The organism is Lentiprolixibacter aurantiacus (genome assembly GCF_026241225.1).
GTDB classification, from domain to species: domain Bacteria; phylum Bacteroidota; class Bacteroidia; order Flavobacteriales; family Flavobacteriaceae; genus Lentiprolixibacter; species Lentiprolixibacter aurantiacus.
Window position 1 is genome coordinate 1,382,697 of the sequence record NZ_JAPFQP010000001.1, and the last position, 22,191, is coordinate 1,404,887.

Genomic DNA, 22,191 nt, shown 5'->3' on the forward strand with positions numbered 1-22,191 from the left:
AATCTGAAAAAGACTTCTTAATTCACTGGAAAAACAAAGCTCATTCCACTAAGGCATAACGCAAGTTGGGAGCATCCAGGACCAGGGTTTTTCCAAGGAATAATTTGTTTCCGGTCATTCCCCCTAAATCCCCACCAATATTGGAAGCTTTCATGGTCCAGACCATTAATTTATTGGGCCATTCAAAATAGGTTACGTAGGTAAGCGGTACTTTGGTTGTGCCAAAATTAAACATTCCGTTACTTTCAATATTATGACCAGGTATCTTGCTGCCCCATGAGTTAATCAGGAATGATTCTCTTTCGGCCCCGGGTTTGGCCAGTTCCAGGAAGGTATCTTCTTCTACAATCAATTCAAACGCACTGGAGCCAGAATCGAACCAAAGGCTTGCCGGTTCGTCATTTAGTTTGGCCGACAGAAAAACTTTGCGGCCATCAAAACTAAAAGGCAAAAAATCTGCCTCTTTTTCGATGGTTTCCGGAACAGACTCCATAAGTGTGATTTTTTCGTTTTTATAATCTATTATTAAAGCGTGCTTTTCCATAAAGTCGGATCCTACCGTCCCTATTTTAATTACTGAGGTACTGTCTGCCCAGTCGATTGTGTATCCCATACCTCTAATATCCACAGAACTTGCTTTAACATCCACAGTTCCAACTTTAAAGGACGCATCTACTACCCGAACCCTATTGTCAACGGTATCCATACGAAAGATGTCTCCATATTTTTCATTTATGGAGAGTACATTTTTGTAAGACAAAACCGTTGACGGGGCCCCGGTATCAAATTGCATGTACAAAGTGCGATCAACCCCGGGAATAGTTACAGGAACAAGCATGGCGGCATGAGGTTCAATTTTATTGTTCAATTTTTCACCACTCCAAACAAATTCAAACGGTTGCCCGAGATTTGATAAGGTTAGCGTACTTGGAGGTGCATTCATGAATTTATTCTTGTAATAAAAAAAGGCTGCTGTTCCTCCTACAAGTATCAGGGCTATCAGGATTAAAAGTATTCGTTTTACTAATTTCATTTAAAATGGTTATGGTTCATATAAATTATGGAAACGTGAAAAATTTCAAGATACAATATTAATTACATTAGCAATAGAACGCTATTTTTTGAATTCCTGTGAATTAACTTTTCTCATCTCGCCCAGCCGTTGGATTTTCTATTTTCAGGAGCGAGCGTTTTGCGGATCATGAAGATAATCCTCCCGGAAAATACTTTATAATTCTTAAAAGCAGGTTAACCGCTGTTAAACCAATCCCGATCCTGAAACCTCAAGGGATAAAATGCTATATTGTATGGTATATAACAAGTCGTGGTTAATGGTTCTTAGAGTTGCGAAGAATAATCAAGTTTCTTACAGTTATTGTGGTGGTTATTCTAATAAGTAATATCATCACTCTAAGGATCTTGATAAAACCTATTATTAATTCCTATGATTACGAAACTCAAAATTCAGAATTCGTACTTACTGTAATTTCTGAAAAAGGTCGTGATACAAAAGGCTGGCGTCCCCAGGCGCCAAACCATACTTGTCTGCCGAACCATCTGTGATGGGCAGGTAGAGCCGAAACCGTTGTGCAACATAGACACAGAATAATTATATGAAACATATAATACCCTATTTCTTGGTGCTGCTATGTTCTATTGTTAGCTGTCAATTAAATAGAAATACCAAGAACGCTGATTATGATGTTGATATTCAATCAACCGCAGAAAGCTTAACCCTTTTTGGCGAAAATTTGATTTCGACATCACTTTACGAAAGAGATTTAGCGATTAATCCACAGGGTAATGAAATAATCTTTACCCTTGGCGACTATAAGCAATCAAGAAGAGTTTTGGTAATACTGAGAGAAATCAATGGGATTTGGAGAAAGCCTGAAGTAATGAATATATCAGGTAGATACCATGACATTGAACCGTTTTTCGCAAATAATGGGAATAGATTGTTTTTTGCCTCGAACAGGCCCATTAATCAAGATAGTACGAGAAATGATTACAATATTTGGTATAGCGACAAAATTGAAAATATATGGACTGAGCCCTTAGCTTTAGATACAGTGGTCAATACTAGAGGAAATGAATTTTTTCCGTCTCTGAGCGAAAAAGGGAATCTATTCTTTACAGCAACGAGGCAAAACGGAATAGGTAGAGAGGACATATTCGTATCTGAATTTAAGGGAGGGAAATTTCAATCACCAATACCATTGCCAAAAGAAATCAACTCCACATTGTTTGAATTTAATGCCTATATAAGCCCCAAAGAGGATTTTATAGTTTTTAGTTCTTTTGGAAGAGAGGATGGTTTTGGTGGAGGAGACTTGTATTTCAGTAGCAAGGACGAAACGGGTAACTGGAGTCCTTCTAAAAATATGGGAAAACTAATTAATTCGAACAAATTGGATTACTCCCCGTTTATAGATTGGAAAAACCATAATTTCTACTTTTCGAGTGAACGTATAATTGAAAACAATACTGAATTGAAAAGTATAGATGGTATAAAACACATTGCAAATGATGTAATGAATGGTTTTGGGAATATCTATAAAATAGGATTGGATAAAATAGAAAATATGAACTAGAAGGTTGCACAACAATGCTTTTAATTCATTGTGGCAATGACTTAAAACAAAGTTTAATTAATAGAATAAGGCAAATTTCTAAGGCGTAATAATTCTGTCCATGATTCCACAACGAAATCATAGCCAGAACCGATGGCAGTAATTAAAAGCAATACGAAACTTTAAAAAACAATACGATGAGAAAAAATCTACATTTAATCCTACCCATTAAGTTATTGCTGGTTTTGGCTTTTATAAGTCTTCCAAATTTTTCCTATTCCCAGAGTAATGCAGATTCCGATACCAAAAAACTGTTGAATATTGGTTTTGTATTATACACCCAGAGCAATACTCCTGGAACGTTATTCGCAAGATGGAATTATGGCAATGCCTATAGTGGTCCTGGAATTGCAACAGGAGGGCCAAAGGAAAATGGATATGTTGGAAATTATCACGTTCGTTATTTCTATGAGAATGGGGATTTTTCAGATGAATATGACCTTGTGATTGAAAAGAAAGGAGACTTTTATGATGTTTCATGGCTTATTAAAGGTGAGGTTGCAGCCAAGGGTGTTGGAATGGAAGTAGATAATGGATTGGCGGTAGGATGGCGGAGAGTAACTGATTAAACAACAGGATGAAAAGAATACTAATTATTGGATTAACACTACTAAGCATAGGTTGTTCCCAAGCGGTTGAATATGATTTAGTGATAAGAAATGTCAGCTTATTTAATGGATATGAAGATCAAGGGATTGTAAATATCGCAATCAATAATGACACTATAGCAACCATATCTTCTGAAGAATTAATAAGCCAATCAGTGATTGATGGCTCAGGCAAATACATAATTCCAGGCCTTGTTAATGCACACGTACATGTATCTAGAAGGGAACAACTTAAGCAGGGGTACCCTTTGGGAATCATGTACCTGCTAAACATGCACACCGGATTAGAGGACAGAGAACTTGATTGGAAAAGAATTTCCCGGGATTCTTCCGGATACTCTGTTTTATATGGTTCTGGTCACGCAGCTACTGTGCCGGGTGGCCATCCAACCCAGTTTAGCCCTGAAATGGAAACCATAAATGATTCTTCTTCCGTGGAAGCATGGCTGCAAAATAGGATCAAAAACAATGTGGATTACATCAAGATCATCCGCGACAACCACGAATGGATGGGCTATCCGGCACAGCCAACTATGAGCTTTGATACTATTGGTAAACTTATAGGTGCTGCACGCCACAATGGGCTAAAGACAGTAGTCCATGCAAATACGGTTCACGAATTTATAGCGATTTCCAAATTCCAACCCAGTGGCTTTGTACATATGTTGGATTACAAAGAAGACCTCCCGATACCTGAATCGTATTACCAGGCCATTTCCAATAGCGGTGCATTCATTGTAACAACAGCAGGTATTTCATTGAAGCCAATGGAAGGTGCTCCACCTTTTATGGTAGAATGGGTAACCAAAAATTTATTAGATGCGGAGCAGAGGGCTGAAATTATCAGCAATTATTATCAAAATGACATTATGATCGTTGTTGGAACCGATGCTCAGGAAGGACAAATGGACTTTGCCGACGACTATTACCTTGAATTAGAGCTTTACCAAATGGCTGGACTATCTAATCTGGAAATACTTCGGGCGGCTACGGGAAATGCTGCAAAGGCTTTTGGTTTGCCAATAGGAGAAATTAAAGTGGGAGGTAAGGCTACTTTTGTATTGCTAAATGCCAGTCCTTTGGAAGAACTATCCAACCTTAAAAAAGTGGAACAGGTTTGGAAAAATGGTAAACCTTATGATGGTCTATAATCTTTTGGCAAGTGGTAACTATGTTAATGAATTCAGTTGATTCCAATGCAAGGCAATTTCTTTACCGATAAAACTGCTGTCAAAACCATTGATCGATACAGGATTATTTACCTGGGTATGGCTGTATTGTCTTTCGTTATAACAGAAATGGGCAGAAATATCTACAGACCATTTATTTACTCCAATAACATTGATGATTTTGGGATTGCGGACAGCATTGGCAATTCCGGAGGGATAATGGTTCAGGTATTTTTTACGTTGGCCATCTTAAACTCCCGGGGAAGGAAAGCTTTTAATGTGGTGGTGTTCCTGGTCATTGGCTATATCCTTTATGAAATATTGCAACCCTATCTGCCTCGTGGTACATTCGACTGGAAAGATATATACGGTACGCTGATCGGTGGTGTAATCGCCCTGTTGGTTTTATTCCTGTTAAAGAAGACGATCAAAAACAAGGTGATCTATACCTTTAATTAAGTTTTACGCAAAGGAAATAGATTAAGCTCATTTCACAGTTATTCCCGATTATGAAAACACTTCCTTCCTCCTCCTTTCAATTTAAATGCGGTATTGAGAGCAGTAACAGGTTTATGCTCGCTCCCATGACTAATACCCAAAGCCATGAGGATGGCACGTTGGCTGAGGACGAATATCGCTGGCTCACCATGAGAGCGAAGGGCGGGTTCGGTATCACCATGACCTGTGCTTCCCACGTGCAGGAAGTTGGGAAAGGCTTTCCGGGTCAATTGGGCATATTCTCTGATAATCATATCGAAGGTCATCGCAGATTGAGTACGGAGATCAAGGCCCTCGGCAGTGTGGCCATTATACAACTTCACCATGCCGGCATGCGCTCGCCGGAAGAACTGATTGGCGAAAACCCGGTTTGTCCGTCAGATCAGCCCAAGTACAGTGCGCGTGGGCTGTCATTGGCCGAGGTTCATCAACTACGGGATGATTTTATCACGGCCGCCATAAGAGCCAGGGCAAGCGGGTATGACGGGGTGGAAGTACACGGGGCCCATGGTTATATCCTTACCCAATTCCTCAGCAGTAAGATCAACAACAGAACCGACCAATACGGAGGGAACCTAGAAAACAGATCCCACCTGCTATTTGAGATTGTCAATGGTATAAGGGAAAGCTGTGGGCCGGATTTCCTCCTGGGGATCCGACTATCCCCGGAACGTTTTGGAATGAAGCTGGCTGAAGTGAAACAAGTGACTAACCGTCTGATTGATGAGGGGAATATCGATTTCCTGGATATCTCACTCTGGGATGTTTTCAAGCAGCCCGAAGAAGAGGAGCATAAGGACAAAAGTTTACTCGAGCATTTTACCGGACTCAATAGAGGAGAGGTAAAACTTACAGTTGCCGGAAATATCCGGACAGGAAAGGACGTGAATAACGTACTGCAGGCTGGTGTGGATTTTGTGAGTATTGGTCGCGCTGCCATACTCCACCACGACTTCCCCAATCGGGTTATGGACGATCCGGATTTTATGCCTGTCAAAACGCCTGTTACAAAGGAATACTTAAGCAAAGAAGGCCTGGGAGAGGATTTTATCAGCTATATGAAGCGTTGGGAGGGTTTTGTGGCAAATGATCACTGAGCTGTTTCAGTCCTTTAAAAATACTTACATGATCGGCCCAGATCTTATGGTCAGTGTAAAATGTTGGATTTGAGAAAAAAGGGCTTCTATTGTAGCAATATCAACTATGCCTCGTCATCATATAAAGCGTACAATAAGATGAACTTATTCAGAAGTCTATTTGCCATCCTTATATCACTAAACATTATTTCCTGCAATTCTAATCCCAGAAAGGATAAATCAGCGACTGTTGATGTTGTGTTTCAGGAAGATTCGACCGGATTTACAAAATCCCAGAAAGATTTTATTCGTGATCTTATTAATACTTCGGAAAAGGAGGTTCGAAGTCTTTTGCCGGATCTGCCGGACAGTATAAAGGTCATTGTTGAAAATGTAGACTGGGATCTGGATATTGTTGGTGGGGTAACCGGAAGAACAGAAACGAATTCTCCTCCACTCGTTATAGTTCAGATTTCCGGACAATATAGGGAAGGAATAATGGATTCTATACATTCCGGTTTGAAGGCCACTATTTTTCACGAATTTCATCATTTGTCACGGGGCTGGGCTATTCAGGATAACAAGTTTAGTTACGGAATTCCTAATGCCATGGTTAATGAAGGCCTGGCCGTGGTATTTACGGAATTATATACGGGGAACGTACAGCAAGTAAATTCCTATACGGATGAGGCTGACAATTGGGTGAAGGAGATTATTTCCCTTCCCAAGGATGCCAGTTACTCCGATTGGGTAATGGGGGAACACCCAGATGGGAGGACTTATATAGGCTACAGAAGCGGGAATTATATGGTGAGAAAAGCAATGAACAGGTCTGGTAAAAACATTCTGGAACTAAGTGCCCTTATGCCGGATGATATAATAAAACTGGCTGGCTATTAATACTGCTAATTGTAAACACAACATTTTATTAGCGCTATAATAGTAGTTTATATATGACCATTGTATTTCATTAAAGCTGAAACCAATTCTTGAGCCACCCTCTAGTATTTTACGCCTATATTCCATAAACCAAATATGTTAGCTTTTCAATATGAAAACCAATCCGCTCATTACCCTCACTATTCTCATTTTATTTGTTCTCAATACTTCTAACGTATTTTCCCAGGTAAATCATGATGGTATAGAAAACCCTATTGAGTACTATAAAAAAAGAAGCAAAGCCCTCAGTCTTGCCCAAAGTGAGAATTGGCGGGATTTAATTCCTATGGCAGAAAGCCTCACCAGGCAGTACCAGATGGATGGGGATCTGTTCTATATACTTGGGCTTGCCTATTATCAGACGGGGCAATATCAAATGGCTATTACGGCTTTAAGAAAGACCCTGGACCTGGGTGGGACTATCCTTTCAGTGCCAACAGGTTCAAGTCCTTCCAATGATATCATGGTAAAAATTGCCAGGGCTTATGCCCTGGATGGTGATAAAGCTAATGCCATGAGATGGTTGCAGAAAGGATTCGCCTCCCGCTTTGATGAAAAGCCATTTTTGAAGGGCGACCCAGCATTCAGGGCCTTTAACCAGGATGAAGATTTCCTGCAACTTTTTGGTATTGGTAATCAGGATAAACCAACAAGAGAAGATGCCTGGACGGCCGACCTTAATTATTTACAAAAGCGTATTGTAGAAATGCATTACGCCCTGGATGATGTTATCGCTGAAGATGATTTCAAAGTGCTTTTTGATGAATTAATATCCTCTATAAACACATTTTCAGATGAACAGATCGTAGTAGGAATTATGAAAATTATGGGACGTTTGGGCAATGGGCATAACTTTATTATACCTACTTCCCCGGAGATTGGTGCCCTGAAAAAACTTCCTGTTCAGTTTTATCAATTCAATGACGGGATGTTTATTGTTGATGCCAATGAAAGCTATGAAAAATGGATTGGCTACCAGGTAGTAACGATTGGAAATACACCCATTGAAAAAGCCCTTGATAAAACCAATGCAGTAAATGCCAGGGATAATGCTATGCAAACCCTTTGGCAAGGACCCTATTTCCTGTCCATGCCAAACGTTTTGAAAGGTCTGGGAATTATAGAAGACGAGAATCAAGTTATACTTACACTTAAGGAGAATACGGGTAAGACTGAAAAAGTTACCCTGGAACCAATAACCTGGAACTTTACCGGATTCCCCAGAATCCCGGCATTGAAAAAGGGGTCACAACCCTTGTACCTCTCAAAAATGGATAACATATTCTGGTATGAATCCTTATTGGAGGATCAGGCAATTTATATTCAGTTTAATAGTGTACAGAACAAAAATGATCTTTCTCTGAAAGATTTTACTTTGGAAATCAAAGATCAAATCGACCAAAGGAAACCCCAGTTTTTAATAGTAGACTTGCGCCACAATTCGGGTGGAAATGGAGCTATTCGCAATCATATGCTTAAATTACTGGTACAGTTTGAGGCTGCAAACCCCGAAGGGAAAATATTCGTTTTAATGGGTAGGAGGACCTATTCGGCAGCTCAAAACTTATTGACCGAAATATCGATGCATACCAATGCAATTTTGGTGGGAGAACCCAGCAGTTCAAAGCCCAATACTATTGGCGAAGCAGGATGGTTTCAACTGCCTTATTCAGGTTTGCTCGGCATTATATCCACACAGTACCATAAATCTTCTGAGGCAGAGGATTTCCGTAATTGGATTGCACCACATATCCCAGTTGGTCTGTCTTCCAGGGATTATTTTTCCGGGAATGACAAGGCATTGGATATCATTATGGATGTAATCAAGACTTCTGAAATTAGGATTAAGGACTAGCATCAATTACTATTATATACCATTGCGATCAGGGGAGCACTACTCGATATAGCTTATTTATGAGGTATTAATCCTTCATTTAATATTGGTATTCGGTAATAGAAAATAATCCACTATATTACATCCTCAAATGAGCCCTGACCTTTGCTCACGGAACAAAATAGCTAACTAAACAATTAAACAAATGACTGACCAAATTCAGGATTCCCAGCAAAATGAGAGTTATAATTTAGGCAGGGTAATCTTCCTTGCCTTCGTAGCCGCAATTGGTGGCTTTTTATTTGGATTTGATAGTGGAGTAATCAATGGTACGGTAGATGCCCTTCAGGCAGCTTTTGACTCAGATGCCACAGGTACAGGATTCAATGTGGCCTCGGTACTCCTGGGCTGTGTTGTAGGTGCCTTTTTTGCTGGTACCCTTGCTGACCGCTTCGGAAGGAAACCCATGATGCTGGTCGCCGGTATCGTTTTTGTTATCAGTGCCTGGGGATCGGGTATTTCCGAAGGTTCCCTGGAATTCGTGATTTATCGATTGATCGGTGGTTTGGCCGTTGGTGCCGCCAGTATTCTGGCGCCCCTTTATATAAGCGAAATAGCCCCTTCCAAAATCAGGGGCAGACTGGCTACATTGCAGCAACTCATGATTGTGATCGGGTTGTTTATGGCCTTTATGAGCAACTACGCTCTTGCCGGACTATCAGGGGGTGCAGAAGAAGAACTCTGGCTTGGGTTCCAGACCTGGTCCTGGATGTTCTGGGCAGAAATACTGCCCGCTTCATTATTTGTGATTGTGCTGCTATTCATCCCGGAATCACCGAGGTACCTGGTAGCTTCTAACCAGGCAGAAAAAGCACAAAAAGTTCTGGCTGCTATCAGCAATGCTGCCCAGGCAGCCGTTAAGGTAGCGGATATAAAAACTACGGTACGGACAGACAGTCGTCCCAAACTGGGGGATATCATTAGCAAGTATACGGGTAAAATACATCCATTGGTCTGGGTGGGAATCGGTATAGCAGTGTTGCAGCAGTTTACTGGTATCAATGTAATTTTCTATTACGGTGCTACGCTCTGGCAGGCCGCCGGATTTGCAGAGTCCGATGCCCTGCTTACCAACGTTATCAGCGGAAGTGTAAATATATTCTTCACCTTTGTGGCCATAGTACTGATTGATAAGGTGGGTAGAAAGCCCTTGTTGTTAGTAGGTTCCATTGGGCAAGCAGTAATGCTGGGAATACTGGCTTATCTGTTTGGAACGGCATCCCTGGACAGTGCCAATAACCTAATCCTGGAAGGGAACAATGGTACCTATGCCTTATTAGCCGCTAATGGATATATAGCCTTCTTCGCGGCCTCCTGGGGTCCGGTAATGTGGGTTATGCTGGGCGAAATGTTCCCCAACCAGTACCGGGGAGCGGCGCTGGCGGTTTGTGGTATTGCCCAGTGGGGATCCAACTTTGCCATAACCATGACCTTCCCGATCATGCTGAATTACCTGGGACTGGGCGTTTCCTACGGTGTTTATGCAGTATTTGGCGTAGTGGCCTACTTCTTTGTAAGGTCGCTTGTCAAAGAAACCAAAGGACGGACTTTGGAAGATATGTCGCGCGAACAGGAAGAAGAGGAACGAAAACACGCCAGTCAAACGGGTTAACAGGATAATCCGGATAGATAAAAGCTCAATAAACATGGTATGAAATGAATTAAAACGCATTCTGTACCATGTTTTTTATATGCTAAAAACCACTTTCATGAAAAAAATTGTTGGGATTGCTTTCCTGTTTACCTTTTTCAGCTGTGCTGATGCTCCAAAAGAACCGATAGTAATTGACATCGAAGAACTGACTATAGAAAAGATCCATCAGGCCTACCAGAATGGAGAATACAACAGTCAGCAATTGGTTCAGGCTTACCTGGAACGCATCGAACAGCTCGATTCTTCAGTAAATGCGATTACTTATATCAATCCGGATGCCTTGTCAGTGGCAAGGGAACTTGATAAAAGCATGGATGGGGATTTTGAATCGAAGCCCCTATATGGCATTCCAATTATTGTGAAAGACAATATCAACGTAATAGGGATGCCAACAACTGCAGGCTCCAGGGCGCTGTTGAATTATTATCCGGAAGAGGATGCTTTCATCATCCGGAAGTTAAAGGAGGCAGGCGCCATAATCCTTGCCAAGTCCAATATGGCGGAGTGGGCGTTTTCCCCAATGCACAGTGAGAGCACCACAAGTGGTACAACCCGGAATCCGTACAATTTAAATTATGTCCCGGCAGGCTCCAGTGGAGGTACCGCTGCATCGGTGGCGCTTAATATGGGTGCCGTAGGATTGGGGACAGATACGGGCAATTCCATCAGGGGCCCTTCTTCCCATTGTTCCCTGGTTGGCTTGAGGACTACTTTGGGTCTCATCAGCAGGAGTGGTATAGTACCACTCATGCTGAGAAATGATGTGGTAGGCCCCATGTGCCGTACGGTTGAGGACGCAACCCGCGTAATGGAAGTGATGGTAGGTTATGATCCAACGGACTCCATTACAGGATATTCAGAAGGCAAGACGGTGGGCAACTACAGGCAATTTTTGGTAGAAAACGGACTGGAGGGAGCAAGGATAGGGGTGCTTCGTCAAATAATGGACGATAAAACAGATCCTGAAATAGAGGATTTATTCAATAATGCCCTGGGAGACCTATCTGCCCTGGGCGCTGTGGTGGTAGATCCGATCCAAATACCCAATTTTACAGAGCTAAGTGAGGATCAGTGGTGCAGCGAATTTAAACAGGATGTTGAGACCTTCCTGCAGCAGTACGTTCGGTCAGATAGCCTCCAGACCATTGAGGATATCATACAGGTAGGAACTTCTTCTGAATTTGCCGAAAGGTGGCTCAAGAATTATGCGAATGATAAGGGCAGGTGGGGAGCTTCAGAGGCAGAATGCCTTGATGCCTACCGCGATTCCCGACGCATTGCATTCAGAACGGCGATAAGGAGCGTTATGGATTCCCTGGAGCTCGATGCCATCGTGTACCCTACATGGAACAACAGGCCTGCCAAATTAGACCGTTTTGAAGAGGAGTACAAAGGAGACAACAACCAGAAAATATCGCCCCACACCGGACAACCTGCATTTACCGTTCCTATGGGGTTTCTTACAGATAATCTACCCGCAGGAATCCAATTTCTTGGAAGGATGTATGATGAAGCCACCCTCATAAGGCTGGCTTACGGGTATGAGCAGGGTACTTTCCACAGGAAAATTCCCGAATTGGATTAAATGGATAATATACCTTGTTAATCAGTTTTAAAAATGTCGCCCTCTTCCCGGAAAGATTTAAATTCTACCATGTACCCGTTGGGGTCCTGAACAAAAAAAGACAGGTGTTCCCCGGGCTGATTTTCCAGAAAAGTGGCCTCCGTAGTAATTTCTATATCCATTGAGGATAAGCGTTGGTACAGCTCATTCCAGAAGTCCATGGGAACAATTATACCAAAATGAAAAGAGGGTAGCACATAATCCTGCAGACGGTAATTTTTGAACTGGAAATTGAAATTTCCAGCCAGGGCAAAAGTGATCTGATGTCCAAAGAGGTTTATATCCAGCCAGCTCTCAGATTTACGCCCTGTTCCTGCCTTAAGCAGATCCTGATAAAAGGCACGGGTTTCCTCCAGGTCAAGACAGGGCAGTGCGAGATGAAATTGTGTTTTCATTTTTGGTGAAATTAATTGCTGCTATTCGTTAAGCCCTATTCATTCTTCTTCTTCGTCCTGTTCAACCCCATCCAGGTCAATCAGATCATTTTCATCATCTTCCTCTTCTTCCTCTTCATCCGGGCCATAACTTTCCATGGCAGCCACAAGCCGTTTGCTAATCTTTACGAGATATGCCGTATCATCTGTCCGCACCTCTACGCATTCCACTACTTCGTTCTGGGCATTCTTGAAGGTAATGATATCATCATCGTCATATCCATCCGGGTATTTATCTACCAGCAGATCGAGAATGTCATTGTTCAGCTTTTTATAATCTACGATTACTCTTCTCATTTTTCTTATTTAAAGGTTGAGCAGGTATGCAAATATCAGTGGTGCCACTATGGTGGCATCTGATTCAATTATGAATTTTGGTGTGTCTATATCAAGTTTTCCCCAGGTTATCTTTTCATTGGGTACTGCACCCGAATAAGATCCATAACTGGTTGTGGAATCGCTGATCTGACAGAAATAACTCCAGAAAGGAGTATCTGTATATTCCATATCCTGGTACAGCATGGGTACTACGCAAATGGGAAAATCACCCGCAATGCCCCCTCCAATCTGGAAAAAGCCTATTCCCATATCAGAATTGTTCCGGTACCATTCTGCCAGGTAGGTCATGTATTCTATGCCAGATTTTACTGTGCTGGCTTTTAGTTCTCCTTTAAGCACATAACTGGCAAAAATGTTCCCCATAGTACTATCTTCCCATCCGGGAACCACCATGGGCAGGTTTTGTTGTGCCGCAGCATACATCCAGGAATTTTTTACATCTATTTCATAGTATTCCTCCAGGTCACCGGAAAGTAAAAGCTGGTACATGAATTCATGTGGAAAATATCGCTCACCGGCTTCCTCTGCCTTTTTCCACAATTTAAAGATATGCTGTTGCAGCCTCCTAAAAGCTTCCTCCTCGGGGATGCAGGTATCCGTAACCCGGTTAAGCCCTTTTTCCAGCAACTCCCATTCTTCCTGTGGAGTGAGGTCCCTGTAATTTGGAATGCGCTTGTAATGGCTATGGGCTACCAGGTTCATCACGTCCTCTTCCAGATTGGCGCCTGTACAGGAGATTATATGCACCTGGTTTTTACGTACGATCTCTGCAAATATTTTCCCCAGCTCAGCAGTGCTCATGGCCCCTGCAAGGGATACCAGCATTTTTGAGCCCTTATTGAGTTGCTCTTTATAAGCTTTTGCTGCATCAACCAGTGAAGCCGCATTAAAATGCAAAAAATGCTGGTCCAGGAAGGTTGTAATATGGCCTTTGCTATCGTTCATAGTCATCAAAATCTTCCGGGTCTAATCCAAGTGCGTTATGCTTTTCCCAGGTAGTTTCAATCTCTTCTTCAGTCTCTAATTGCTGATGCTCTTCGAACTTGTAGCTAAGCATCTTGTAGTAGAGCTTGGCTGCGAGGAAGTCACTGGCCTTGTGGTGCACATCCGGGCAGAGTTCCACAATATCAAAACCAACCACGTTCTTCTCCGAGAACACATTTCTAAGAAACTCCAGGGTCTCGTACCAGAGCAATCCGCCCGGTTCGGGGGTGCCGGTAGCCGGCATGATGGAAGGGTCAAACACATCCAAATCCAGGGTGATATAAACGTTCTCTTTCAACAAGTCAATCGCATTGTCCATCCAATAGTCGTCATCCGCCATCTTATGTGCAAAAAAAGTATTCTCCTCATTCATGATACCGGTTTCGGACTTATCCATGCTTCGAATACCCACCTGGATCAGGTGCCCGTTTTCGTTGGCTTCATAAAGGGCGCAGGCATGGTTAAAGGGACTTCCGTTGTAAGTCTTTCTCAGGTCCGTATGGGCATCCAACTGCAGTATGGAAAGATTGTCGAAACACTCGTTAAAGGCGCGGATAGCTCCTATGGAGATGGAATGTTCACCACCAATCAGGGTAACAAACTTTTTTTTCTTGATCTGGGTTTTGACAACATCATGTACCTGCAGGACCATTTTTTCCGGGTCCCGTGGTACTTCGAGTGGAGGTAAAAGATGTATCCCTTCCTGATAGACTTCGCTATCTGTTTCGATGTCGTATAATTCCATGTTTTCAGCTGCCTGCAGAAAAGCTTCCGGACCCTTATCGGCCCCTTTTCCCCAGGTGCTTGTGCCGTCGTAAGGAACAGGGATAAGGACTACTTTGGATTTTTCTGGTCCCGAAAATTCTTCGGGGATCCCTGCAAATGCTCGGGTATTACTCATTGCTTTCAAATTTGCCTCACCACTTTCTCAGGGTGAGCTTCTTTCAACATATTATTTGGTTCTATTAGTCTTAATTTAGATTTCTCCTTTTTCTGGTAACCCAGTAGAGACAGGAATTGCTCTGAAGTTTGCTGCTCTGCAAATACCTCTACGCTAAGGTTTCCCTCCTCGTCCCTGTCCAGTACCAAGTGTTTGGGCTGGGGGATAAGGCAGTGCTGCAGACCCCCGTATCCGCCTATATTTTCCTGGTAGGCACCTGTATGGAAAAAACCTATGTATAATGGCCGGTCCTTCCGGAATTTGGGGAGGTATATGGCCTGAAGGTGCTGCTCTGCGTTGTAATAGTCATCACTGTCGCAGGTGAGTCCACCTAAAAGAACCCTTTCATACTCGTCATTCCACCTGTTAATTGCTAGCATAATGAACCGCTTATTAATGGCCCAGCTGTCTGGCATGGTAGTGATAAATGAAGAGTTGATCATGTTCCATTTCTCCCTGTCGTTCTGTTGCTTCTGGTAAAGAACCTGATAGAGTGTGGCGCCACTTTCACCAACGGTATAACTCCCGAATTCCGTAAAGATATGGGGAGGAGTAACACCAGCTTCATCACATGTCTGTTTGATCTGGTTGATTATTTCATTGACCATATAGGCATAGTCGTACTCAAATGCCAGGGATGTTTTTATGGGGAAGCCTCCCCCTATATTGAGGCTATCCAGAGAAGGGCACACTTTTTTGAGGCTTACATACACCTTCATGCACTTTAAAAGTTCATTCCAGTAGTAAGCCGTGTCCTTAATGCCTGTATTGATGAAGAAATGGAGCATCTTTAATTTTGCCTTTGGATGCTCTTTCAGGTACTGGTTGTAAAAGGGCACGATATTCTTATATCCTATGCCCAGGCGGGAGGTGTAAAATTCGAACTTGGGCTCTTCCTCAGAGGCAATTCGTATTCCCACATTAAAATTCGAGTCTATGACCGCGTCGAGCAGGCTAAGCTCTTCATAATTGTCGATGATAGGAATGCACTTGTCATGACCTGAGTTGATCAGCCTGCCAATATTCTGGATGTAGGCGTCACGTTTAAATCCATTACAGAGTACAAAGGTGCTGTCAGTTATCTCTCCTCTTTCCTTAAGATTTTCCACAATGTTTATGTCAAAAGCAGAAGAGGTTTCTATGTGCACGCCCGTTTTAAGTGCAGTGCTGAGTACATGATTGAAATGTGAACTTTTGGTGCAATAGGAATAATGGTATTCTCCCGGATAATTGTGTTTCTGCATGGCCTCACGGAACCAGCCCTTCGCCCTGTTGATGTTTTCGCTGATTTTTGGAAGATAGCTGAATTTCAAAGGAGTTCCATGCTCTTTGATAAGCTGTGACAGATCTATTCCATGGAAAAAGAGGGAATTTTCCTTAATGGCAAATTCCTCCTGAGGAAAATCATAGGTCTGATCTATCAGATCAAAATATTTGTTTTTCATTTTTAAAATTACGTATGATAAAAAGGGTGACTTGTTCCTGTAAGATGTAAAAGGAAGAGAAGCTTAAATACGTAAAGTATAAAAAACGAAAGGGTCGGAAAGTTCCGTAACAGTCGAGAAAAAGAAAGAAGTCTGTCCTAAAATCCAGGTCCTTATCCCTAAGGCCGCTTTTGGAGGAGACTTCACAATCCTCCGGAGCCTGGATCTAACTATTGTCATCATTTCAACAGCCTATGCACGCCGGATTAATACATGCATATCCGGGACAAACATAAATAAAAAATGAATTGAAAAAAGATTTTATGAAAAAAATAAGAGATCGCTAAAAAGCTTACAGTGATGCCTTTACATCATTAACTTTTTGTTTTGTCTTCAGGTTTTGTTCCAGGGATCCTGATAATTTCCAGGGTAGTTGATGCCAATTCCACTTTCCCATTTGTTCCGGCAACAGCTTTTCCTATTCTTTCGTTAAGCAGGTGTTTGGTACCCCTTCTTCTTTTGTAATCGACAATATACCTCAGGTTAAAGTTTATCCAGTTGTCCGTAAGGGTGATGGCCAGGGTGGGCGCAACTTCAGCGTTTTCGATATAGTATTTATCCACTACATGTTTCCACTTTGCCTTGGACTGCTCCACATAATCAGATAAGGTATCCTGTGCTATATCGATAACGAGCTTTTTGGCCAGCTCAATATCAGATCCATAGCGAACAGGAATATTGAATTCATCCCATATAAAGGGGAAGTCCCTGGAATAGTTGTATATAGCACCCTTAAAAACAAAGGCATTGCTAAGTTTTACGATACGTCCACTGTAGTTGTCGCTGCTTACCCACTCCCCAATTTCCATCATAGTGGTATAAATGCTATCCACATCAATCACATCTCCTTTGATATTATTGATTTCGATCCGGTCTCCCGGCTTGTACACCTTTACGACAAAAATGTAGATAGATCCGGCTATACTGAGAATTAGCTCCTGAAGGGTAATGGTTATACCGGCCGTGAGCAATCCAATGGCCAGAGTGAAATCTTTTATGTTACCGGTGAAGTAGGACAGGGTAAGGATAATTAGGATGAAATACCCGATTACTTCAATACCTTTCTGGGATTTGTAACGCGTAGTGGAGGAGGGCAGGTTTCGCTTAAGTAATCTCCTCAGGAACTGGATTAACCCCAGAACAAATACCACCCACAGGAGATACTTTAATAAGCTCACCATCACGGGCTGGTTATCTAACCATTCTTTGACGAAGTCCATAAATTAAATTAATCGGGTTACCTATATTAATATTACCCCAGCACTCGTCTTACTGGCAAAAAAGAAATTCATCCCATTTTAAGAATCCAGGTGCTTCTTAAAAAATTGAATAGTCCGTTTCCAGGCTAATTCAGCCGCTTCTTTATCGTATCGCGGTGTGGTATCGTTGTGAAAGCCATGGTTCACACCGGGATACATATGAGCTATGTATTCCTTGTTATTGGCTTTCAGCGCTGTTTCATATTCCGGCCATCCGGCGTTTACCCGTTTATCCAATTCTGCAAAGTGCAGTAGCAAGGGGGCTTTGATGTCTTCAATATTTTCTTTGGGCTGTCCGCCATAAAATGGCACGGCTGCCGCCAGGTCCGGAACTTTTACGGCCATCATATTGGATATCCATCCACCGAAACAGAAACCTACCACCCCAACTTTACCGGTACATTCCGGATGGTTTTTCAGGTGTTCGAAGGCCGCGATAAAGTCTTCTAGCATCTCGCTTCGGTCCCGCTGGCGCTGCAGGGTACGTCCGTCGTCGTCATTGCCAGGGTAACCGCCAAGTGGTGTAAGTGCATCTGGTGCCAGGGAAATAAACCCTGCCAGTCCGGCCCTGCGTCCCACGTCTTCGATATGCGGGTTAAGACCGCGGTTTTCGTGAACCACGACAATTCCGGGGAGTTTACCTTTTTTATCTGCTGGCCTGGACAGCAGGCCTTTGATTGTGCCACCACCCTTTGGGGAGTTGTATTCTATAAATTCGGATTTGAGCCTTTTGTCATCCTGCCTTACCTGTATCTTATCAGTGTAATTGGGCGAGATAAAACTCAAAAGGGAAGCCACGGTAAGTCCGCCAATGGCGTAGGCAGAGAGTTTGTCTATAAACTGACGGCGATTGATGCGGTTGTGGGCATAGTCGTCATAAAGGTCAAATACCTCCTGGCTGATCTGTTCTTTCTTAATGGGTTCCATGGGTTAGATTTTGGTATAATTTACTCAAAATAACCCAATCGTGCCAGAAGATATTAGAACCACTTTATGGTAAGCCTGGCCAGCTTCTTTTTCAGATTGGTGTAAGGTGGAAAAAGCAGTTCCATGGCACCTGGGGTATGTTGCTTAAGGATTGCCCTTTCATTGGAAAAGGCCTTAAATCCATAGAACCCATGCGATTTTCCAATGCCACTATTGTTTGATCCACCAAAAGGCAGGTTGTGATTGGCGTAATGCACCACACTGTTATTGATACAGGTGGCTCCCGCCCGGGTATTTTGTATGATCTTTTTGGCCGTTTTCCTGTTCTTGCTGTAGATGTAAAGGGCCAGTGGTTTTTCTTTCTGGTTGATAAACGCAATGGCTTCCTCAGTTTTTCCGTAAGATATTACGGGGAGTATAGGCCCGAAGATCTCTTCCTGCATTAAAGTACTGTCCTGAGGAGGGTTCAGTACCAGGGTGGGAGGAAAGTAATTATCTTCTGTCTCGATTTGTTCCGGGGTCACAACCTCTCCGCCTTTACCCCTGGCTTCTTCAAGGGAAGCCATGAGCCGTTTCAGGTGCCTTGAATTAACGATACGCGCGTAAGAATCGGACTGGGATGGGGACTCAGTAAACATGGCCCTGATTTGTTTCTGGAGTTCGCTGAGAAATACTTCTTTAACCGACTCCTGCACCAGGAGATAATCTGGCGAGATACAGACCTGCCCGGCATTCATGAATTTGGCCCAGGCGATCTTCCTGGCTGCCGTTTTAAGATTCGCGCTCTGATCGACAATGGTTGGAGACTTACCGCCCAGTTCAAGGGTTACCGAACTCAGGTTTTGAGCAGCGGCCTGCATGACCAGTTTTCCCACTTTGGGGGAACCGGTGAAAAAAATATGGTTGAAAGGAAGTTTTAAGAGTTCCTGAGCTACCTCTACTTCTCCTTCCAGCAGAGCCACTTCATTTTCGGGAAAAACCGCTTCAATGATTTGTTTCATTACCCTTGAGGAATTCGGGGTCATTTCCGAGGGTTTAATAATTACGGTATTCCCAGCTGCCACAGCGCTGATCAAAGGTCCCAGGGTAAGGTTGAATGGAAAGTTCCAGGGGGAGATAATCAGGCATACCCCTTTAGGTTCATACCTAACCCAGGAGGAGCTTCCGGTAAGCGTAAGTGGGGTTTCAACCCGTTGTTTTCCCATCCAGGAACGGAGCCTGCTTCGAACAAACTTGATTTCCCCAACAATCTGATAAACTTCGGTAAGGTCGGTTTCCGTGGCGGGCTTTTTAAAGTCATCATAAATGGCCTGTAATATTTGTTCCCGGTAGGTTTCTTCTACGGCTTTTTTGAGCTTGTTCAGTTTTTGAATGCGGGTTTTAAAGGAAGTGTTAGCCACAGCAAACTGGTTTTTCTGCTGCCTTTCAAACAGGGCGTAGAATTTATTTTTTGTGATGTCCATTTCGATATGATTTGGCCCTATTTAATGGGCTGTGGCCTCTTTTTTCTTCCTCAAGATGTCGCTTACAATAAGCTGGGCGTGTATTCGGGAGTTTTCAATAAACCATTTGTGGGTTTCCATTCCGCCACAGATAACGCCGGCCAGGTATAGCCCTTTTACGTTGGTTTCCATGGTCTCCGGATTGTATTGTGGCAGGCGCTTATCGTCCTTTGAAAGGGCAATCCCGGCTTGTTCCAGAAATTCAAAATTGGGCTGGTATCCGGTCAGGGCCAGAACAAAGTCATTGTCCAGGGTAATTATCCCCTCCGGGGTTTCTACGATCAACACTCCCGGCCTGATCTCTTTAACATTGGAATTAAAGTAGGCCTGTATACTGCCTTCTTCGATCCGGTTGATTATGTCTGGCCTTACCCAGTATTTTACCCGCTGGCCAATTTCAGGTTCCCTAATGATCATGGTTACCTCGGCGCCTTTTCGCCAGCATTCCAACGCTGCATCAACGGCGGAGTTACTGGCTCCTATAACTGCCAGTTTCTGACTGGCATAATAGTGCGGGTCGTTATAATAGTGGGAAACCTTGGGTAAGTCTTCCCCAGGTACGCCCAGGAGGTTCGGGAGGTCGTAAAAACCAGTGGAAATAATAACCCGATCTGCCTGGTATACCGATTTGTTCGTTTCTATTCGGAAGTGCCCATCAGTTTTATGAATACCTGTTACCTTTTCAAAAAGACGGATGTTGAGCTTGTTCGATGTGACAATGCGGCGGTAGTACTCCAGAGCCTCGTTTCGCTTTGGTTTAGCTTCCTTGCTGATGAACGGGACCTCATCGATCTCCAGGCGTTCCGAAGAAGAAAAGAATTGCATATTTACCGGGTAATTGAAAAGGGAATTGACAATGGTTCCCTTTTCCACTATGAGGTAACTGAGGCCTTTTTTCTTTGCTTCAAGTCCGCAGGCGATACCTATGGGCCCGCCACCCACAATCAACACATCAACTGATTCCATATGCTCAAGTATCAAGAAAGTAAAAATACAACAGAAATTACAGCTTTGAAACTTCACCGGATTATACGGTATTTCGCCGGGCGTTACATTAAAAAATTAGCGGGTAACATGATTTTTGTCATTCTTTTTAGGGTGTATTTACTTGATCTTTAGAATGAATTATAAATCGAATAGTCATGAATGTGGAAGTAGCCGTACCGATATCGACCATTATGACCGCTGAGGTTATTACCGTAAAACCCAATGACAGTCTTGATAAAGCGGAAACTTTATTTAAGAAGCATAAAATTCGTCATATTCCGGTGGTAGACAAAAAGCGTTTGGTTGGCATGCTTAGTATGAATGACCTGCTGCGAATCAGTTTTGCCGATGGCGCTTTCCGGGATGAAGAGGATGTTTCCTCTTCCATTTACGAAATGTTTACCATTCCGCAATTGATGCGTAATCGCCTCACAACTGTGCAGCCAGATAATTCAATACGCGAAGTAGCAGAAATCTTTGTTCAAAGTGAATATCACTCACTTCCTGTGGTACAGGGAGAGTCCCTGGTGGGAATTGTGACCACAACGGATATGATCAAATATCTGCTGAAAGACAGTTAGGCCTTTACCAAACCATTGAGGGCTGCAATAGCCTGGACTGGATCTTCTGCCCGAAAAACGGAACTTCCTGCTACCAGCACATCTGCGCCGGCTTCCACCAGTTCTGCTGCATTTCCTGTACCTACACCACCATCTATCTCGATAAGTGTCCCGGATTCTGCTTTGACTATCATCGCCTTCAGTTCCCTCAGCTTTTCAAACGTATGCGGGATAAATTTTTGTCCGCCATAACCTGGATTAACGCTCATTAGACATACCAGGTCCACATCCTGTATTATGGACGATAAAACAGATACGGGGGTATGTGGATTAATAGCCACGCCAGCCTTCATTCCCTCGCTTTTAATTTTTTGAAGTGTTCTGTGCAGATGCGGACAGGCTTCGTAGTGCACGGTCAGGATATCGGCTCCCAGCTCAGCAAATGTACTGATGTAACGGTCCGGGTCAACGATCATAAGGTGCACATCCAGGGGTTTCGTAGCGTGTTTGGCAATAGCTTGAACCACTGGCATACCGTAAGAGATATTAGGGACAAACACGCCGTCCATAACGTCAATATGGTGCCAGTGCGCACCACTGTTATTGACCATTTCCACATCTCTCTGGAGGTTTCCGAAGTCTGCTGCAAGCAGGGAAGGAGCAATTTTGACCGAATTCAT

At 43.1% G+C, this 22,191-nt stretch carries 21 protein-coding genes; 10 read left to right on the forward strand and 11 right to left on the reverse strand.

Annotated features, from left to right (window positions below):
• Positions 1-40: 40 nt before the first annotated feature.
• Entirely contained in the window at positions 41-1,033 is a 993-nt protein-coding gene (locus OO016_RS06195; RefSeq protein ID WP_266011670.1) for a hypothetical protein, read from the reverse strand.
• A gap of 580 nt (positions 1,034-1,613) precedes the next feature.
• Here OO016_RS06195 and OO016_RS06200 point away from each other — a divergent pair.
• The 9 genes from OO016_RS06200 (at position 1,614) to OO016_RS06240 (ending at position 12,056) form a co-directional block, all read left to right on the forward strand.
• Complete coding sequence (locus OO016_RS06200; RefSeq protein ID WP_266011672.1) at positions 1,614-2,594, forward strand: TolB family protein; 981 nt, start codon at positions 1,614-1,616, stop codon at positions 2,592-2,594.
• Between the two features lie 176 nt (positions 2,595-2,770).
• Complete coding sequence (locus OO016_RS06205) at positions 2,771-3,202, forward strand: hypothetical protein (protein WP_266011673.1); 432 nt, start codon at positions 2,771-2,773, stop codon at positions 3,200-3,202.
• Between the two features lie 8 nt (positions 3,203-3,210).
• Positions 3,211-4,392, forward strand: a complete 1,182-nt coding sequence (locus OO016_RS06210) for an amidohydrolase family protein (protein ID WP_266011675.1) — start codon at positions 3,211-3,213, stop codon at positions 4,390-4,392.
• A 45-nt stretch (positions 4,393-4,437) separates the two neighbouring features.
• Entirely contained in the window at positions 4,438-4,869 is a 432-nt protein-coding gene (locus tag OO016_RS06215; protein WP_266011676.1) for a hypothetical protein, read from the forward strand.
• 50 nt (positions 4,870-4,919) lie between these two features.
• Positions 4,920-6,005, forward strand: a complete 1,086-nt coding sequence (locus OO016_RS06220; RefSeq protein ID WP_266011678.1) for an NADH:flavin oxidoreductase — start codon at positions 4,920-4,922, stop codon at positions 6,003-6,005.
• A gap of 138 nt (positions 6,006-6,143) precedes the next feature.
• Complete coding sequence (locus OO016_RS06225) at positions 6,144-6,884, forward strand: DUF2268 domain-containing putative Zn-dependent protease (RefSeq protein WP_266011680.1); 741 nt, start codon at positions 6,144-6,146, stop codon at positions 6,882-6,884.
• Positions 6,885-7,035: 151 nt separating this feature from the next.
• Positions 7,036-8,778 (forward strand): hypothetical protein, encoded by a 1,743-nt coding sequence (locus tag OO016_RS06230; protein WP_266011682.1) that lies wholly within the window; start codon positions 7,036-7,038, stop codon positions 8,776-8,778.
• A 184-nt stretch (positions 8,779-8,962) separates the two neighbouring features.
• Positions 8,963-10,429, forward strand: coding sequence for a sugar porter family MFS transporter (locus tag OO016_RS06235; protein WP_266011683.1), 1,467 nt, complete (start codon positions 8,963-8,965; stop codon positions 10,427-10,429).
• Positions 10,430-10,526: 97 nt separating this feature from the next.
• A complete protein-coding gene (locus OO016_RS06240) occupies positions 10,527-12,056 on the forward strand; it encodes an amidase (RefSeq protein WP_266011684.1) in 1,530 nt (509 codons plus the stop codon).
• A gap of 17 nt (positions 12,057-12,073) precedes the next feature.
• On the opposite strand, the gene OO016_RS06245 is transcribed toward OO016_RS06240, so the two are convergent.
• The 9 genes from OO016_RS06245 to OO016_RS06285 form a co-directional block, all read right to left on the reverse strand.
• A complete protein-coding gene (locus OO016_RS06245) occupies positions 12,074-12,490 on the reverse strand; it encodes a VOC family protein (RefSeq protein ID WP_266011685.1) in 417 nt (138 codons plus the stop codon).
• A 39-nt stretch (positions 12,491-12,529) separates the two neighbouring features.
• A complete protein-coding gene (locus OO016_RS06250; RefSeq protein WP_266011687.1) occupies positions 12,530-12,826 on the reverse strand; it encodes a hypothetical protein in 297 nt (98 codons plus the stop codon).
• Positions 12,827-12,835: 9 nt separating this feature from the next.
• On the reverse strand, positions 12,836-13,813 hold the full coding sequence (locus tag OO016_RS06255) for a deoxyhypusine synthase family protein (RefSeq protein WP_266011689.1): 978 nt from the start codon (positions 13,811-13,813) through the stop codon (positions 12,836-12,838).
• Positions 13,803-14,753: an agmatinase gene (gene speB, locus OO016_RS06260; RefSeq protein WP_266011691.1), complete on the reverse strand. Its 951-nt coding sequence runs from the start codon at positions 14,751-14,753 to the stop codon at positions 13,803-13,805. Before speB ends, OO016_RS06255 begins: the two co-directional genes overlap by 11 nt.
• A gap of 5 nt (positions 14,754-14,758) precedes the next feature.
• Positions 14,759-16,237 carry a type III PLP-dependent enzyme domain-containing protein gene (locus OO016_RS06265; protein ID WP_266011692.1) on the reverse strand — a complete coding sequence of 493 codons (1,479 nt, stop codon included), beginning with the start codon at positions 16,235-16,237 and terminating at the stop codon, positions 14,759-14,761.
• A 353-nt stretch (positions 16,238-16,590) separates the two neighbouring features.
• The gene (locus OO016_RS06270) at positions 16,591-17,496 is read right to left on the reverse strand and encodes a mechanosensitive ion channel family protein (protein ID WP_266011694.1); all 906 of its coding nucleotides are present in this window, start codon (positions 17,494-17,496) and stop codon (positions 16,591-16,593) included.
• Positions 17,497-17,574: 78 nt separating this feature from the next.
• Complete coding sequence (locus OO016_RS06275; RefSeq protein WP_266011696.1) at positions 17,575-18,462, reverse strand: dienelactone hydrolase family protein; 888 nt, start codon at positions 18,460-18,462, stop codon at positions 17,575-17,577.
• Between the two features lie 53 nt (positions 18,463-18,515).
• The gene (locus tag OO016_RS06280; protein ID WP_266011698.1) at positions 18,516-19,925 is read right to left on the reverse strand and encodes an aldehyde dehydrogenase family protein; all 1,410 of its coding nucleotides are present in this window, start codon (positions 19,923-19,925) and stop codon (positions 18,516-18,518) included.
• Between the two features lie 21 nt (positions 19,926-19,946).
• Entirely contained in the window at positions 19,947-20,930 is a 984-nt protein-coding gene (locus OO016_RS06285; protein ID WP_266011700.1) for a YpdA family putative bacillithiol disulfide reductase, read from the reverse strand.
• A 176-nt stretch (positions 20,931-21,106) separates the two neighbouring features.
• Between OO016_RS06285 and OO016_RS06290 the strand changes: the two genes are divergently transcribed.
• On the forward strand, positions 21,107-21,532 hold the full coding sequence (locus tag OO016_RS06290) for a CBS domain-containing protein (protein WP_266011701.1): 426 nt from the start codon (positions 21,107-21,109) through the stop codon (positions 21,530-21,532).
• Here the strand turns inward: OO016_RS06290 and rpe are convergent.
• Positions 21,529-22,191, reverse strand: coding sequence for a ribulose-phosphate 3-epimerase (rpe, locus tag OO016_RS06295; RefSeq protein WP_266011702.1), 663 nt, complete (start codon positions 22,189-22,191; stop codon positions 21,529-21,531). The genes OO016_RS06290 and rpe overlap by 4 nt on opposite strands.